Annotated in this window: 16 protein-coding genes; 14 read left to right on the top strand and 2 right to left on the bottom strand. The window is 36.6% G+C overall.

Features of this window, described 5'->3' with window-relative positions; all coding sequences use genetic code 11:
* The first annotated feature begins 3 nt into the window (after nt 1-3).
* Nucleotides 4-492, top strand: coding sequence for a DUF4442 domain-containing protein (locus tag ACQ33O_RS00670; protein WP_430993614.1), 489 nt, complete (start codon nt 4-6; stop codon nt 490-492).
* A 19-nt stretch (nt 493-511) separates the two neighbouring features.
* Nucleotides 512-1,915, top strand: coding sequence for an MBL fold metallo-hydrolase RNA specificity domain-containing protein (locus tag ACQ33O_RS00665; protein ID WP_430993613.1), 1,404 nt, complete (start codon nt 512-514; stop codon nt 1,913-1,915).
* Nucleotides 1,916-2,033: 118 nt separating this feature from the next.
* Here ACQ33O_RS00665 and ACQ33O_RS00660 read toward each other — a convergent pair whose 3' ends face one another.
* Nucleotides 2,034-2,600 (bottom strand): thymidine kinase, encoded by a 567-nt coding sequence (locus ACQ33O_RS00660; protein WP_430993612.1) that lies wholly within the window; start codon nt 2,598-2,600, stop codon nt 2,034-2,036.
* A 110-nt stretch (nt 2,601-2,710) separates the two neighbouring features.
* Between ACQ33O_RS00660 and ACQ33O_RS00655 the strand changes: the two genes are divergently transcribed.
* A complete protein-coding gene (locus tag ACQ33O_RS00655) occupies nt 2,711-3,430 on the top strand; it encodes a hypothetical protein (RefSeq protein ID WP_430993611.1) in 720 nt (239 codons plus the stop codon).
* Here ACQ33O_RS00655 and ACQ33O_RS00650 read toward each other — a convergent pair.
* Complete coding sequence (locus tag ACQ33O_RS00650; RefSeq protein WP_430993610.1) at nt 3,403-4,650, bottom strand: 3-deoxy-D-manno-octulosonic acid transferase; 1,248 nt, start codon at nt 4,648-4,650, stop codon at nt 3,403-3,405. The genes ACQ33O_RS00655 and ACQ33O_RS00650 overlap by 28 nt on opposite strands.
* A 115-nt stretch (nt 4,651-4,765) precedes the next feature.
* On the opposite strand from ACQ33O_RS00650, the gene ACQ33O_RS00645 reads away from it, so the two are divergent.
* From ACQ33O_RS00645 to ACQ33O_RS00595, 11 genes are all read left to right on the top strand, one after another.
* Entirely contained in the window at nt 4,766-5,896 is a 1,131-nt protein-coding gene (locus ACQ33O_RS00645) for a DegT/DnrJ/EryC1/StrS family aminotransferase (RefSeq protein ID WP_430993609.1), read from the top strand.
* A gap of 26 nt (nt 5,897-5,922) precedes the next feature.
* Entirely contained in the window at nt 5,923-6,306 is a 384-nt protein-coding gene (locus tag ACQ33O_RS00640) for a four helix bundle protein (RefSeq protein ID WP_430993608.1), read from the top strand.
* 25 nt (nt 6,307-6,331) lie between these two features.
* Complete coding sequence (locus ACQ33O_RS00635) at nt 6,332-7,654, top strand: UDP-glucose dehydrogenase family protein (protein ID WP_430993607.1); 1,323 nt, start codon at nt 6,332-6,334, stop codon at nt 7,652-7,654.
* Between the two features lie 17 nt (nt 7,655-7,671).
* The gene (locus tag ACQ33O_RS00630) at nt 7,672-8,652 is read left to right on the top strand and encodes a UDP-glucuronic acid decarboxylase family protein (protein ID WP_430993606.1); all 981 of its coding nucleotides are present in this window, start codon (nt 7,672-7,674) and stop codon (nt 8,650-8,652) included.
* A gap of 27 nt (nt 8,653-8,679) precedes the next feature.
* A complete protein-coding gene (locus ACQ33O_RS00625) occupies nt 8,680-9,969 on the top strand; it encodes a nucleotide sugar dehydrogenase (protein ID WP_430993605.1) in 1,290 nt (429 codons plus the stop codon).
* Between the two features lie 11 nt (nt 9,970-9,980).
* On the top strand, nt 9,981-10,970 hold the full coding sequence (locus ACQ33O_RS00620; protein ID WP_430993604.1) for an SDR family oxidoreductase: 990 nt from the start codon (nt 9,981-9,983) through the stop codon (nt 10,968-10,970).
* Between the two features lie 59 nt (nt 10,971-11,029).
* Nucleotides 11,030-11,590 (top strand): dTDP-4-dehydrorhamnose 3,5-epimerase, encoded by a 561-nt coding sequence (gene rfbC / locus ACQ33O_RS00615; RefSeq protein ID WP_430993603.1) that lies wholly within the window; start codon nt 11,030-11,032, stop codon nt 11,588-11,590.
* Between the two features lies 1 nt (nt 11,591).
* Nucleotides 11,592-12,449: a dTDP-4-dehydrorhamnose reductase gene (rfbD, locus tag ACQ33O_RS00610; protein WP_430993602.1), complete on the top strand. Its 858-nt coding sequence runs from the start codon at nt 11,592-11,594 to the stop codon at nt 12,447-12,449.
* Between the two features lie 34 nt (nt 12,450-12,483).
* The gene (locus tag ACQ33O_RS00605; protein WP_430993601.1) at nt 12,484-13,464 is read left to right on the top strand and encodes a glycosyltransferase; all 981 of its coding nucleotides are present in this window, start codon (nt 12,484-12,486) and stop codon (nt 13,462-13,464) included.
* A 30-nt stretch (nt 13,465-13,494) separates the two neighbouring features.
* Entirely contained in the window at nt 13,495-14,667 is a 1,173-nt protein-coding gene (locus tag ACQ33O_RS00600; RefSeq protein WP_430993600.1) for a THUMP domain-containing class I SAM-dependent RNA methyltransferase, read from the top strand.
* Between the two features lie 154 nt (nt 14,668-14,821).
* On the top strand, nt 14,822-15,316 hold the full coding sequence (locus ACQ33O_RS00595) for a DinB family protein (RefSeq protein WP_430993599.1): 495 nt from the start codon (nt 14,822-14,824) through the stop codon (nt 15,314-15,316).
* The last annotated feature ends 46 nt before the right edge of the window (nt 15,317-15,362 follow it).

Genomic DNA, 15,362 nt, shown 5'->3' with positions numbered 1-15,362 from the left:
ATTATGACAGATGGGAAACAATATTTTTTAGAGCTTGTGAAGCATCCTGTTAAATTCAGGATGTTTCTTTTTTCAAAACTTCCTTCCGCTTTTTTCAGCGGAGTAAGGGTATTAGGTATTTCAGAAGAAAAAGCAATAGTAACGGTTCCGTATAAATGGTTTTCGCAAAACCCTTTCAAGAGTACTTATTTTGCCTGTTTGGCAATGGCAGCTGAATTAAGCACAGGTTTGTTGGCCATGATGAATACCTATAAAAGAAACCCTGCTGTTTCAATGTTAGTTGTAAGTATGGAGGCAAACTATTTCAAAAAAGCCACCGGCCCTACAGCATTTATCTGTGAAGATGGGAAACTGATCACCGATACGGTTAACGAAGCCATACAAACAGGAGAAGGGAAGATTGTTAAAGTAAAGTCAACAGGAAAGAATAAAGATGGCGATGTTGTGGCAGAGTTCTATATTACATGGTCATTCAAATCAAAGAAAAATTAATCTTATTAAATAATCAACGATGAAAATTGCTTTCCATGGAGCTGCAAGAACGGTAACGGGCTCAAAACATTTACTTTCATTAACTAACGGTAATAAATACCTGCTCGACTGTGGTATGTTTCAAGGCATGGGAAAAGATACGGATCCACTGAACAGAGAATGGGGCTTTGAACCAAGAGAAGTAACACATCTTATTTTGTCTCATGCTCATATCGACCATAGTGGCCTTATTCCTAAATTGATTAAAGATGGTTTTGATGGAAAAATATTTTGTACGCCGGCAACCAAGGAGTTGACAGCGGCTTTGCTTGAAGATTCTGCAGGCATACAGGAAAGCGATGCTAAATTTGAAAACAAAAAAAGAGCACAAGAAGGGAAACCATATATAGAGCCCTTGTATAATACTGAAGATGCTCTAAATGCTATGGATGCTTTTGTAGAAGTAGAATACGATATCTGGTTTAAGATCGATGATAATATTGAGGTGATGTATACCGATGCAGGCCATATCATTGGTAGTGCTGCGGTACATTTAAAGGTAACAGAGAATGGGAAAACAAAGCGTTTAACATTCAGTGGAGATGTAGGAAGATACCGCGATGTTATATTGAAATCGCCGAAAGAATTTTCACAAGCAGATTATATCATCATCGAATCTACATACGGTAATAGTTTGCATGATGTATCTGTAACTACTCCCGATCAGGTTTTGCATTGGATAGAAAAAGCCTGTGTGCAGAAAAAAGGGAAGTTGATCATGGCTGCATTCAGCGTTGGTCGTACGCAGGAGATATTATATGCGATGAACCAATTAGAAATGGAGGGGCGTTTGCCGGCACTAGAATATTTTGTTGATAGTCCGCTTAGTGTTAAGGCTACAGAAATTGTAAAGCATTATCCAAAATATTTCAATAAAACCATTCAAAGGGTTTTACAAAGTGATAATGATCCTTTCGGATTTAAGGGATTAAAATATATCAAAACAGTTGACGAATCGAAAGCGCTGAATTTTAAAGATGGGCCTTTTGTAGTTATTTCAGCAAGCGGTATGGCAGATGCAGGCAGGGTAAAACACCATATCAGTAATAATATTGAAAACAGTCGAAATACAATTTTGTTTACAGGCTATTGTGAACCACGCTCATTAGGCGGTAGATTGATGGCAGGTAATAAAGAAGTTGGTATTTATGGTGTGGCACATGAAGTAAATGCGGAGATAGGGTCTATCAGAAGCATGAGTGCACATGGCGATTATGATGATCTTTGTCAATTCCTTGCTTGCCAGAATCCGCAGCAGGTTGCTAAATTATTTATAGTTCATGGAGAGTATGATGTACAACAGGAATTTAAAAAACGATTGGCTAAAAAAGGATTTCACGATATTACTATTCCTGAAATGCATTTTGAGGTTGGGTTGACATGATTGATAGAACACGGATGACACGGATTGGATGGATATTAACTGATAAAATTATTTTGTTGGAAAAGTGGCGTAACAAAAATCTGTGTCAATCAGTTTAAACTGTGCCATCCGTGTTCCGTTATCCTTCTTGTGCACAATGCCTGCATCTCGGCTCATAAATATCTTTTTCACCCAATAAAACCTGGCCCTCCTGAGCAGTTTTGCGGTAACTGATATTGGCTATGTTGCCACATTTGACACAAATGGCGTGGAGTTTAGTAATATAGTCTGCTTTGGCTAATAGGTTAGGCATTTGTCCGAAAGGGTTACCGAGGTAATCCATATCCAATCCTGCAACAATAACCCTGATACCTTTTGATGCCAATTGTTCACAAACATTCGCTATTTCAGCATCAAAGAACTGAGCTTCGTCAATACCAACCACATCTACATCCGTAGCCACTTCTAATATTTCACGAGAGTTCTTTACAGGTGTACTGTGAATTGCATTCGAATCATGGCTAACAATTTTTACCTCATCATATCGTACATCAATTGCAGGTTTGTATATCTCAACTTTAAGGTTAGCTATCTTCACTCTTTTCAATCTTCTGATCAATTCTTCTGTTTTACCGCTAAACATACTGCCGCATATCACTTCTATCCACCCACGTCTTTCTCCTTTTAAATTTGGTTCTATAAACATTTATGTAATTTTTTTGAATTGAGTTTGTAACTTTAAGCCACAATTGCAAAGATTATGGTTTTGGTGGATTCACCAAACTAAATTTTAAGACAAACTATTAACATTGTTTTATGGATAGAGTGGAAACACTTTTGCAAAAACTGCAGCAACAATTTAAAGACGGAGCTTCGCCTGAACTGTTACTACTTACGGTGCAAATGATGCAACATGAATTACAGCACTTACAGGGTACGGCACAAAGTACTTCTGTTGCTATATCTATGCCAGTAACAGCTCCTGTTGAAACAAAACCTACTACAGCAATTGAAGAAGAAAGAACTGTCGAAGTGCTACAAATCAATGAAGAAGAAGTAGAAGCAGAGTTGGAGGAAATAAAACGCAATGCAGCATCCATTCAAAGAATGAGCGTACAGAGTAAACCGCAACTTTTATTTGAGTCGATAGATGAAGAAGCTCCTACATTAAGACAACATCAATCCATTACCAAACCTGTTGAAAAAGAGATCAATCAGGCAGTTGCCAAAGAATCTGTTTCGGTAAATGATGTGTTGAAAGAAACAAAAACAGAATTGAGTGAAACATTGACCGATGCTCCGGTAAAAGATCTTAAAAAAGCAATTGGCATCAACGACCGCTTTTTATACATCAACGAATTGTTCAGGGGAGATGAGGCCATGTACGAAAGAAGTATAAAAACGATCAATAGTTTTTCTATCTGGCCCGAGGCTGAATACTGGATCAGAAGAGAATTGAAAACAAAGCTAGGTTGGATCGACAGTCAGGAAACGGTGAAGCAATTTGATCAATTGGTTAAGAGACGATTCTCGTAAATATGATCAACGATCTTCTGGCTGGCTCCCGCTCTTACATAAACATAGTTTTTTGCAATATTGCTTACTCGGCTTAATTCTTCGTCATTCTCCAGCAATCTTTTTAAAACAGTTTCAAATTCCAGTGCATTGTTGATAGAAATACCACCACCACTATAAACAAGCTCTGTTGCTTCCGCATATTTTTCATATTCAGGTCCGTAAATAACCGGCTTGCCATATACTGCCGCTTCTAAAACATTGTGTACGCCATTATCAGTAAATGCCCCGCCAACATAAGTGATGGTTGCATATTTATAAAGTCTGGAGAGCATTCCAACATTATCAATAATAACAATATTGGTTGAGTGAAGATTTGCTTCTGTTAATTCTGAGAAATAAATAGACCCTTTGAATTCTTTTTTTACATCCTTCAGATTTTCAGCATCAATCGAATGCGGTGCAACAATAAATTTAATATTAGGATTGGCTCTTACAAAATGAATCAGTTCCGCTTCATCTTCTTCCCATGTACTTCCTGCAACAATGACCCTGTTATCGCCGCAAAATTTTTCAATCAATTCTATAGGTTCAAAATTATTGGCAATCGTAATTACTCTATCAAACCTTGTATCGCCGCTTACTGTAATGTTTCCAACAAAGCTAATTTTATTCAGAGCATCTTTCGAAGCAGGGGTTTGTACAAATAAATGACTAAAACAGCCAAGCATTTTTTTCCAAATGCCACCATACCATTTAAAGAAAGGTTGATAAGGAAGAAAAATAGCAGAGATCAAAAGAGTTGGAATATTTCTTTTTTTTAACTCGGTAAGATAAAAATACCAATACTCATATTTTATCCAAAGTACCAATGTGGGTTCAATTGTATCAATAAATTTTTTAGCATTGGTTGCAGAATCTATCGGCAAATAAAAAACATAATCGGCACCTGCATAGTTTTTACAAACTTCATACCCACTCGGCGAAAAGAAAGTTAAAACGATCTCAGCATCGGGCTGCTCTTTTTTCAGTTGTTCTAATAGCGGTCTTCCTTGCTCAAACTCACCCAAACTTGAGCAGTGCATCCATATTGTTTTATCCTTGTTAGCAGTATTTTTATTAATGGTAGGGAAAGTTCTTCTACCATTGACCCATAGTCGGGCTTTGGCATTCCAAAGCGACGCAATTTTTATACCTGAAACGTATAAATATATGGCCAGCTTATATATGAAGAAACTCAACTGCGTAAAATTTGGTCAAAAATACGGCTATTGCCCTGTATATCAAGCTATAAATCATCCTTTATAAATAGCAAAGCAAGTATTATCTTTGCCGCTCCATAAAAAACTGAAACGCATGAGGCCATTACAAATGGTAGATACCAAAACCCAGTACAATAAGATCAAGACAGAGGTAGATGCTGCGGTAATTGCTGTATTGGAAAGTTCTCAGTTTATAGGCGGAAAAGTAGTAGCCGATTTCGCCACCCATTTAGCTGATTATAATGGCGTTAAACATGCAATTCCCTGTGCCAACGGCACAGATGCTTTACAGATAGCCATGATGGCTTTAGATCTTCAACCGGGAGACGAGGTTATTACACCTTCATTTACATATATAGCTACAGTTGAAGCAGCAGCAATACTAAAATTAAAGCCAGTTTTTGTTGAGGTAGATAAACAAACCTTTTGTATCGATCCGGAAGCAATAGAAAAAGCAATCACACCAAAAACTAAAGCAATTGTACCTGTACATTTATACGGCCATGCTGCAGATATGGAGAAGATAATGGCCATTGCTGCAAAACATAATCTACATGTAATTGAAGATAATGCTCAAGCCATCGGTTGCAATTATACATTCAGTGATGGATCGGTTAAAAAAACCGGCGGCATTGCACATATCGGAACTACATCATTTTACCCGTCGAAAAATTTGGGGGCGTATGGAGATGGAGGTGCAATGTTTACCAATGATGATATGCTGTCAGAAAAATTAAAAAAGATCGCAGCACACGGACAAGGAGCAAGATATTATCATGATATTGTTGGTTGTAATTCCAGATTGGATGCTGTACAAGCAGCAATACTCGACATTAAGTTGCAACACCTCGATGAGTATATTTTAGCAAGAAGAAAAGCTGCTGATTTTTATGATAAAGCTTTTGCCAATCATACGAAAATAACAACACCCTTCAGAGCAGCATATAATGATCATGTTTTCCATCAATATACTTTGGTATTAAATGGGGTAGATAGAGATGCATTAAGTGCATTTTTAGCTGAACAAAAAATACCGTCGATGATCTATTATCCGGTACCTTGCCACAAACAAAAAATGTTTGAATCCTTTGGTGGCAGCAGTTATGATCTTCCTGTCACCGATTGGTTAACGGAAAGAGTGATCTCTTTACCGATTCATACAGAGCTGGATGAAGAGCAGCAGAGCTATATAGTAAAAAATGTCTTGGGGTTTGCGAATAGATAATTGGTTAATAGTGATTGGTTATTAGTATGGAGAACTTAAAATCGTTTGAAGAATTAAATTGTTGGAAAGAGGCGGTTGTATTAAGAGAAAGTTTAAAAGTATTTTTATCAGGATTACCAAAAAGCGAAGAGTATCGGTTAAAAGATCAGTTAATAAGATGTTTGCGCTCGGTAACGAATAACATAGCGGAGGGATATGGTAGATTTAATTATCAGGAAAATATACAATTTTGTAGAATAAGTAGAGGTTCTTTATATGAGATTATCGATCACTTAATAATTGCAGTAGAAGAAAATTATTTAATTAATGAAGAATTTGTTGTAAGAAAGGAACAGATAATAAAATGTATAACAATATTGAACGGCTATATTGGGTATCTTAAAAAAGCAAAAGATGCCAACAACAAATAACAAATAACAATTAACAAATAACAAAATGAAAATAGCAGTAGTTGGAACAGGGTATGTAGGATTGGTTACAGGTACATGTTTTGCCGAAACAGGCAATAAAGTAACCTGTGTAGATATTGATAAAAGTAAAGTAGATAAGTTGAGTAGTGGAACTATTACAATTTATGAGCCCGGATTGGAAAAGATCTTTTTGCGCAATCAAAAAGAAGGCAGACTAAATTTTACAACATCTCTAGCAGATGGGATTAAAGATGCACAAATCATTTTTCTTGCCTTACCTACTCCTCCGGGAGAAGATGGAAGTGCTGACTTAAAATACATCCTTGGTGTAGCTGCAGACCTTGGTAAAATAATTGAACCGACAGACTATAAAGTGATCATTGATAAAAGTACTGTACCGGTTGGTACATCAGATAAAGTACATGCGGCATTAATTAAAAGTGGTGCCAATGAAAATTCATTTGCGGTAGTAAGTAATCCTGAGTTTTTAAGAGAAGGTGTAGCTGTAGATGATTTCATGAAACCTGATAGAGTGGTGATCGGTACGAGCAGCGAAAAGGCGAAGAAAATATTGAACGATCTATATGCACCGTTTGTTCGCCAGGGCAACCCGATCATTTTTATGGATGAAAAAAGTGCAGAGCTTACAAAGTATGCAGCCAATTCATTCTTAGCAACTAAGATCACATTTATGAATGAAATAGCTCAGCTATGTGAGTTGTTGGGAGCAGATGTTGACTTGGTTCGTAAAGGAATTGGTAGTGATGAAAGAATTGGGAAAAGATTTTTGTTCCCCGGTATCGGATATGGCGGAAGTTGCTTCCCCAAAGACGTTCAAGCCTTAGCTAAATCGTCTAAAGAAGTGAACTACGACTTTAAAATATTGGAAGCGGTGATGGATGTGAACAGCAAACAAAAATTACATTTGTTGCCAAGCATAAAAAAATATTTTAACGGCAATTTGAAAGGAAAAAAAATTGCATTGTGGGGTCTTGCATTCAAACCAAATACAGATGATATCAGAGAAGCACCTGCATTATACATCATTGATGCATTGTTGGCCGAAGGAGCAGCAGTATCTGCTTTTGATCCTGAAGGAATGCCAAATGTAAAACAGTTGTTGGGAGATAAGATCTATTTTGCAAATAATCAATATGATGCTTTGCAAGATGCGGATGCATTGGTGATTGCTACTGAATGGAGTGAATTCAGAACACCGGATTTTGAAAAAATAACAGGTCTTTTAAAAAATAAAGTAGTGTTTGATGGTAGAAACTTATTTGATCTGCAGCAAATGCAGGACTTAGGTTTTTATTATGTAAGTATCGGAAGAAAAGTTATAGGATAAACAACAATAAACCTCTAATGAAAAAAAGAATACTCATCACCGGGGCTGCCGGTTTTTTAGGTTCACATTTATGTGATCGCTTCATCAAAGAAGGCTTTCATGTAATTGCGATGGATAATCTTATTACCGGCGATCTTAAAAATATTGAGCACCTTTTTCCGTTAGAAAATTTTGAGTTCTACAATCATGATGTTTCTAAGTTTATTCATGTTAATGGTGAACTTGATTACATTCTTCATTTTGCCTCACCTGCAAGTCCGATCGATTATCTAAAAATTCCAATTCAAACCTTAAAGGTTGGTTCGCTTGGTACACATAATTGTTTAGGCCTTGCTAAAGAAAAAAAAGCAAGAATATTAGTAGCCAGTACGAGTGAGGTATATGGCGATCCGTTAGTGCATCCGCAAACTGAAGAGTACTGGGGTAATGTAAATCCCGTAGGGCCACGTGGCGTATATGACGAAGCAAAACGTTTTCAGGAAGCTATTACAATGGCTTATCATACTTATCATGGCGTTGAAACAAGGATCATCAGGATATTTAATACCTATGGTCCACGAATGCGATTGAACGATGGGAGGGCTTTACCTGCATTTATCGGACAGGCATTACGAGGCGAAGATCTGACGGTATTTGGTGATGGCTCACAAACGAGAAGCTTTTGTTATGTAGACGATCTGGTAGATGGTATTTATAAATTACTGATGAGTGATTATACATTACCGGTAAACATTGGTAACCCCGATGAAATTTCATTGAAAGATTTTGCAGAAGAGATCATAAAACTTACGGGCACCACCCAAAAAATCGTTTACAAGCCTTTACCTACAGATGATCCTAAACAAAGAAGGCCGGATATCTCAAGAGCCAAATCAATATTGAACTGGGAACCGAAAGTTTCAAGAGGAGAAGGTTTGAAGATCACATATGACTATTTCAAAAATCTGCCTAAAGAAGAATTGTACAAAATGCCAAAAGAGTTTGAAGAAAAAAAATAATTCATCATTCATAATCCTCAATTATTAATGTATCAGGATCTGTTAGATAAGAAAAAACAATTAGCGGTAATAGGTTTGGGTTATGTTGGGTTGCCTATTGCACTGGAATTTGCTAAAAAAATAAAAGTAATTGGTTTTGATATCAATGCTAAACGTGTTGATATGATGCGTAACAAGATCGACCCAAGTCAGGAATTAGAGAGTAGCGCATTTGATGGATGTGATATTGAATTTACAAATAACCTCGATGTATTAAAGAAAGCAAATTTTTTCATCGTAGCAGTACCTACTCCTGTTGATGAAAATAATATTCCCGATCTTACTCCTGTATTAAAAGCAAGTGAAACAGTTGGAAAGGTGATCAAAAAAGGAGATTATGTGGTTTTTGAAAGCACTGTATATCCCGGCTGTACTGAAGAAGATTGTTTGCCGATCATTGAAGATCTGTCAGGATTAAAAAATATAGCAGATTTTAAATTGGGGTATTCGCCAGAAAGAATTAACCCGGGAGATAAAGAACATACACTGGCAAAAATTGTAAAAGTGGTAAGTGGTTGTGATGCAGATTCGGCCGAGGTAATTGCAAAAGTTTATGAGTTGGTGGTTACTGCAGGTGTCCACAGAGCATCAAGTATTAAAGTAGCTGAAGCAGCAAAGATTATTGAAAACACACAACGTGATCTGAATATTGCATTGATGAATGAATTGTCGATCATCTTTGATAAAATGGGTATCAATACATTTGAAGTATTGGAAGCAGCCGGAACAAAATGGAATTTTCTAAAATTTCAACCCGGTCTTGTTGGTGGTCATTGTATTGGCGTAGATCCATACTACCTAACATATAAATCAAAAAAACTTGGCTATGATAGTCAGGTTATTTTAGCCGGACGGTCTATCAATGACGGCATGGCTGGTTACGTAGCTAAAAAAGTTTTACAGCACATCATCCAAAGTAACGGTAATGTAAAAGATGCAAAAGTACTGGTGATGGGTGCAACGTTTAAAGAAAACGTAAGCGATATACGTAATTCAAAAGTGGCGGATGTGGTCAAAGAGTTGAAGTCTTTTTCATTGAATGTTGATCTTACAGATCCGTATGCTGATAGCGATGAATTGTTACACGAATATGGAATTGAATTAACACCGGTTATTGCTAATGATTATGATGCAATAGTAATCACTGTTCCGCACAATGATTATAAACAATTAGATGATGCTTATTTTTCAGGCATTACAAAACCTGCTGCAATGATCGCAGACCTGAAAGGTATTTATAGAAACAAGATCAAGACACGCCATTACTGGAGCCTTTAATACTTTTACGTTTGAGTTTAATTTTTCATACAAAAGATCTAAGCAACAGCAGCTTTCTTATAACGGGAGGTGCAGGCTTTATTGGTAGTCATATTGCTGAATATTTGTTGAAGAATGGTGCAAAAAAAGTGAGGGTATTGGATAATTTTGCCAACGGATTTCAATCCAATATTGATATCCTTAGTACTTATCCAGCTTTCGAATTTATTGAAGGCGATATTCGTGATGCAGAAACTTGTAAGCAAGCTTGCAACGGAATAGACTATGTAAGCCACCAGGCTGCATTAGGCTCTGTGCCACGTTCTATAGCCGATCCCGTTAGCTCTGCTGCTGTAAATGTATCTGGCTTTGTTAATATGCTCAAGGCCGCAGTTGATAATAACGTAAAACAGTTTGTATATGCATCATCATCTTCTGTTTATGGAGATGAAAAAACATTACCCAAAATAGAATCACGTGTTGGCAATTGTCTTTCGCCTTATGCGGTTACCAAAAAAACGAATGAGTTATACGCAGAAGTTTTTGCAAATACGTATGGCCTAAAAATTATGGGCTTTCGTTACTTTAATGTTTTTGGACCACGTCAAGATCCTGATGGACAATATGCAGCAGTGATACCATTGTTTGTAAAAGGCATTTTACATCGTACGCCGGTCTTTATTAATGGAGATGGTAAACAAACCAGAGATTTTACATTCGTTGAAAATGCAGTGCAGATAAACGTAAAAGGTATGCTTACCGATAATCCTGATGCAGTCAATAAAGTGTACAATGTTGCCATTGGAGAAAATTTTTCTGTGAATGACCTGTATAATAAATGCAGAGAACATCTACAAAGTGATTTTGAACCTACTTACAGAGAACCCAGAGCAGGTGATATCAGAGATTCCTTGGCAGATATATCTTTAGCGAAGAGCTTATTGGATTATCAGCCAACTAAAAGATTTCAGGACGGGTTAATAGAAACTATTAATTTTTTTAAAAAGGTATATACAAAATAAAGTTATGATTATTGGTGAGTCATAATTTTTAATTTTTAATTTTTAATTTTTAATTCTTAATGCCGTTTATAAAAACAGATTTGCCCGGATTGATGATCTTTGAGCCAGTTGTACACAAAGACGACCGAGGTTATTTTTTTGAAAGTTATAATGAGAAGATCTTTTCTGCTGAAGGTGTAGAAATAAAATTTGTACAGGATAATCAGGCTAGATCTACATATGGCGTTATCAGAGGGTTACATTATCAATTAAACCCTTACGCACAAACAAAGCTGATAAGAGTACTTAGCGGAGCTATTATTGATGCCGCAGTTGATATTAGAAAAGGGTCGCCAACTTATGGTAAATCATTTTCCATTGAATTATCGGCCGATAATAAAAAACAATTATTAGTTCCCCAAGGCTTTGCACACGGCTATGCTGTTATATCAGAAACGGCCGAAGTAATGTATAAGGTAGATCAGTTTTATAATAAACAAAGTGAAGGTGGTTTGGTTTTTAACGATCCTGTGCTTGAAATAGATTGGGGGGTTCCTGCAGAGAAACAGATCGTAGCAGATAGAGATCGAAACCATCCGCTCTTAAACGATTGTATCAGTAACTTCATATTCGGAAAATAATATGTCAACCATTTTAGTTACAGGAGCCGGCGGACAGTTGGGGCAGGAGATGAAAGCGATAGCTGCTGCATATCCACAGTATGATTTTTTATTTGTTACAAAGAATGAATTGGCGATCGATGATTTCAATGAAGTAAAAAATTATTTCAGTCAACATAAAATTGACTGGTGTGTTAACTGTGCCGCATATACTGCAGTAGATAAAGCAGAAAGTGAAATTGATAAAGCGTATCTGATCAATGCAGATGCAGTTGCAAATCTGGCAGTAGTTTGCAAAGAGTACGGCACAAAATTCATTCATATTTCTACCGATTATGTTTTCAATGGCACCAACACTACTCCAATAAAAGAAGATCAGCTAACAGATCCGATTGGTGTGTATGGAGCAAGTAAATTAAAAGGAGAGCAACTTGCTTTGAAAAATAATCCAGATTCTATTATCATTCGTACTTCTTGGGTTTATTCTTCTTTCGGAAATAATTTTGTGAAAACGATGTTGCGTTTGATGAAGGAGAGAGAAAGTATTAATGTTGTAAATGATCAACAAGGTTGCCCAACTTATGCTGCTGATCTTGCAAGTGCTATTATGCAAATTATAAACTCCAACTTCCAACTTCCAACCTCCAACATATACAACTACTCCAATTCAGGTATTATCAATTGGTATGAATTTGCAACAGCAATAAAGGAGTTGACAGGAAGTAATTGTATTGTTAACCCTATTCCTACTTCCCAATATCCTACACCTGCAAAAAGGCCACAGTACTCGGTTTTAGATACTTCGGCTATTCAGCAAACATTCAATATCTCAATTCCATTCTGGAAAGACAGTTTGAAAAAATGCCTCAGCTTATTGTAGATCTTTATTATTATTAATACTTAATTTTAGATCCATGCATGTATTAATAGTTAACAACAGCGTTATTCCCGCTATCAGATATGGTGGTACTGAAAGAGTTATATGGTGGTTGGGAAAACAGTTGGCAGCTCGTGGGCATAAGGTTAGCTATCTCGTTGCAGCTGGGTCAAGTTGCCCGTTTGCAAATGTGTTGGTTTTTGATCCGACACAACCTTTCAATAAGCAGGTTCCCGATGATGTTGATATTGTACATTTGAATCATGGCGTAAACGAAACTCCTCTTAAGCCGTATATCATTACCCGTCACGGAAATATGCATCAGCAAAAAAAACTTGATATCAATACAGTTTTTGTTTCTGCTGATCATGCAGCAAGATTTGGAAGTAATTCTTTTGTACACAATGGTATTGACCCTGCTGATTACGGAATTCCTGTTTTAGATAATAAACGTACTTACATCCATTTTTTAGGCGATGCTGCTTGGCGTGTAAAAAATGTAAAAGGAGCAATAAAGATTGCCGGTATGGCAAAGCTCCCGATCCATATTATTGGTGGTGTACGATTTAATTTTAATCAGGGTATACGTCTTACATTCACTCCTAATGCACATTTTCATGGAATGCTTGGCGGAGAAAAGAAAAATAAGATCATCAATGATTCAAAAGCATTTTTATTTCCTGTGAGATGGCATGAGCCATTTGGTATTGCTATCATTGAAAGTTTATATTTCGGTTGTCCTGTGTTTGCCACGCCATACGGGTCATTACCCGAATTAGTGAATTCTGAAGTGGGCTTTTTGTCGGATAATTCAGTTGAGTTGGCCAATGCGTTGAAAAATGTTGATGCATTCAATAGAAAGCGATGTCATGAGTATGTGCTTTCTAATTTCTCTTCAACACAAATGTGCGATAAATATCTTTACTATTACAACGAGGTTTTAAATGGAAATACATTAAACGTCGTTCAACCAATGTTGCAAAAAATTCAGGAAGAAAAATTTTTGAAATTCGATTAGCGGAGAGATTGCCTACTTTTGTGCTTCATTATGCACCTTTTCAACATTACAAGTAAGATCATAGTAACCTGCAGCAATCGGTTATCTCCATATCTACAAAAAGAGATAGAAGCACTTGGCTTTGTGCCCGTAAGAGTTTTTAAAACAGGCGTAGAATTAAAGGGTTCGCTGGAAGATTGTATCAAACTGAATCTGAATCTGCGTTGTGCAAGTCAGGTATTATTTTCTGTGAAAGAATTTAATGCTTACAATGCAGATGCTTTGTACAAAGCGTTGATTAATTTTGAATGGGAAGATATCATTGCTCCCGATGGATATTTTTCTATCACAAGTAATGTGAACAATGATACCATCAACAATTCTTTATTTGCTAATGTAAAAGTGAAAGATGCTATTGTTGACAGATTTAGAAATAAAACAGGATCCAGACCCAATTCCGGACCGGAGTTGGATAAAACAGTCATTCATTTATATTGGCAGGAATCTGTTGCTGAAATTTTTGTTGATACATCCGGTGAAACGCTGTCCAAGCATGGCTATAGAAAAATTCCAGGAAAAGCGCCGATGCTTGAAGCCCTTGCTGCATCTACATTGCTGGCTACGAAATGGGATAGACAATCACCTTTTATAAATCCAATGTGTGGTTCTTCTACAGTAGCGATTGAAGCTGCATTGTTGGCAACCAATCGCATGCCCGGGTTATACAGAAGCAACTATGGATTCATGCATATCGTCGGGTATAATGAAACTATCTATTTAAAAGAATGTACACGGTTAGACGAAATCATTATTGAAGTTCCCGGATTGAAGATCATTGCATCTGATATCAGCAGTGATGCAATTAATATTTCAAAAATAAATGCCGGTGCAGCAGGTGTAGAGGATATCATTGAATTCACTTTGGGAGATTTTGAAACTACACCTGTTCCGGAAGGTGGCAATGGAGTTATTTATTTTAATCCTGAATATGGTGATAGGTTAGGAGTGGAAGCTGAGTTGCAATTCACTTATAAACGCATGGGTGATTTTATGAAAAAACAATGCAAAGGCTATACTGGATATATTTTTACAGGTAATTTAGAGTTAGGAAAACGGATCGGATTAAAACCAAGCAGACGCATAGAATTTTATACAAGTAAGATCGATTGCAGATTGTATGAATACGAATTGTATGCCGGAACCAGAACCCCCTCCACCCCCTAAAGGGGAAACTTGGAAGTATGCAACCTTGTAAAATAATTTATCTTTGGTAAAACGATAAAAGCATTTGGATAAAAATGAAATTATTCAATCAAGAATTGAAAAGAACATCAAATAATTTTAAACCAAAGTTCCCCCTTTAGGGGGCGGAGGGGCTATGAAACAATTACTTCAGCAATACGCAGCATATAATGTATGGGCAAATAATAAATTGTTCGAGAGAATATCTTTATTAACAGAAGAACAAATACATCAGGAAGTTCCGAACAGTTTTCCAAGTTTATACAAAACAGTTTTACATTTATTGGATGCAGAATCAATTTGGTGGCAGCGTTTGAAATTGGCAGAGTTTGTAGAAGTGCCGAGTAAAAATTTTACAGGCAATTTTTCGGAGTTAGTAAAACAATCTCAACAACAATCTTTACAATGGAAGGAGTGGGTGGATGCCGCCGGCGAAAATCAATTACAACATGTGTTTGCTTATCAGAATTCTAAAAAGGAACAATTCAAACAACCTGTTACTGAAGTATTGATGCATATGTTTAATCATGGCACATACCACAGGGGACAGATCGTTACAATATTTCATCAATTGGGTGTAGATAAAATTCCCGGAACAGATTTCATCTTATATACCAGAACAAAAAAATAAACAGTAGCAAATTATAAATTAGCACATCTCCAAACTTTCACATCTC

Source organism: Ferruginibacter sp. SUN002 (genome assembly GCF_050611725.1).
Classification (GTDB): domain Bacteria; phylum Bacteroidota; class Bacteroidia; order Chitinophagales; family Chitinophagaceae; genus Ferruginibacter.
This window is presented reverse-complemented; position numbering and strand designations above follow the sequence as displayed.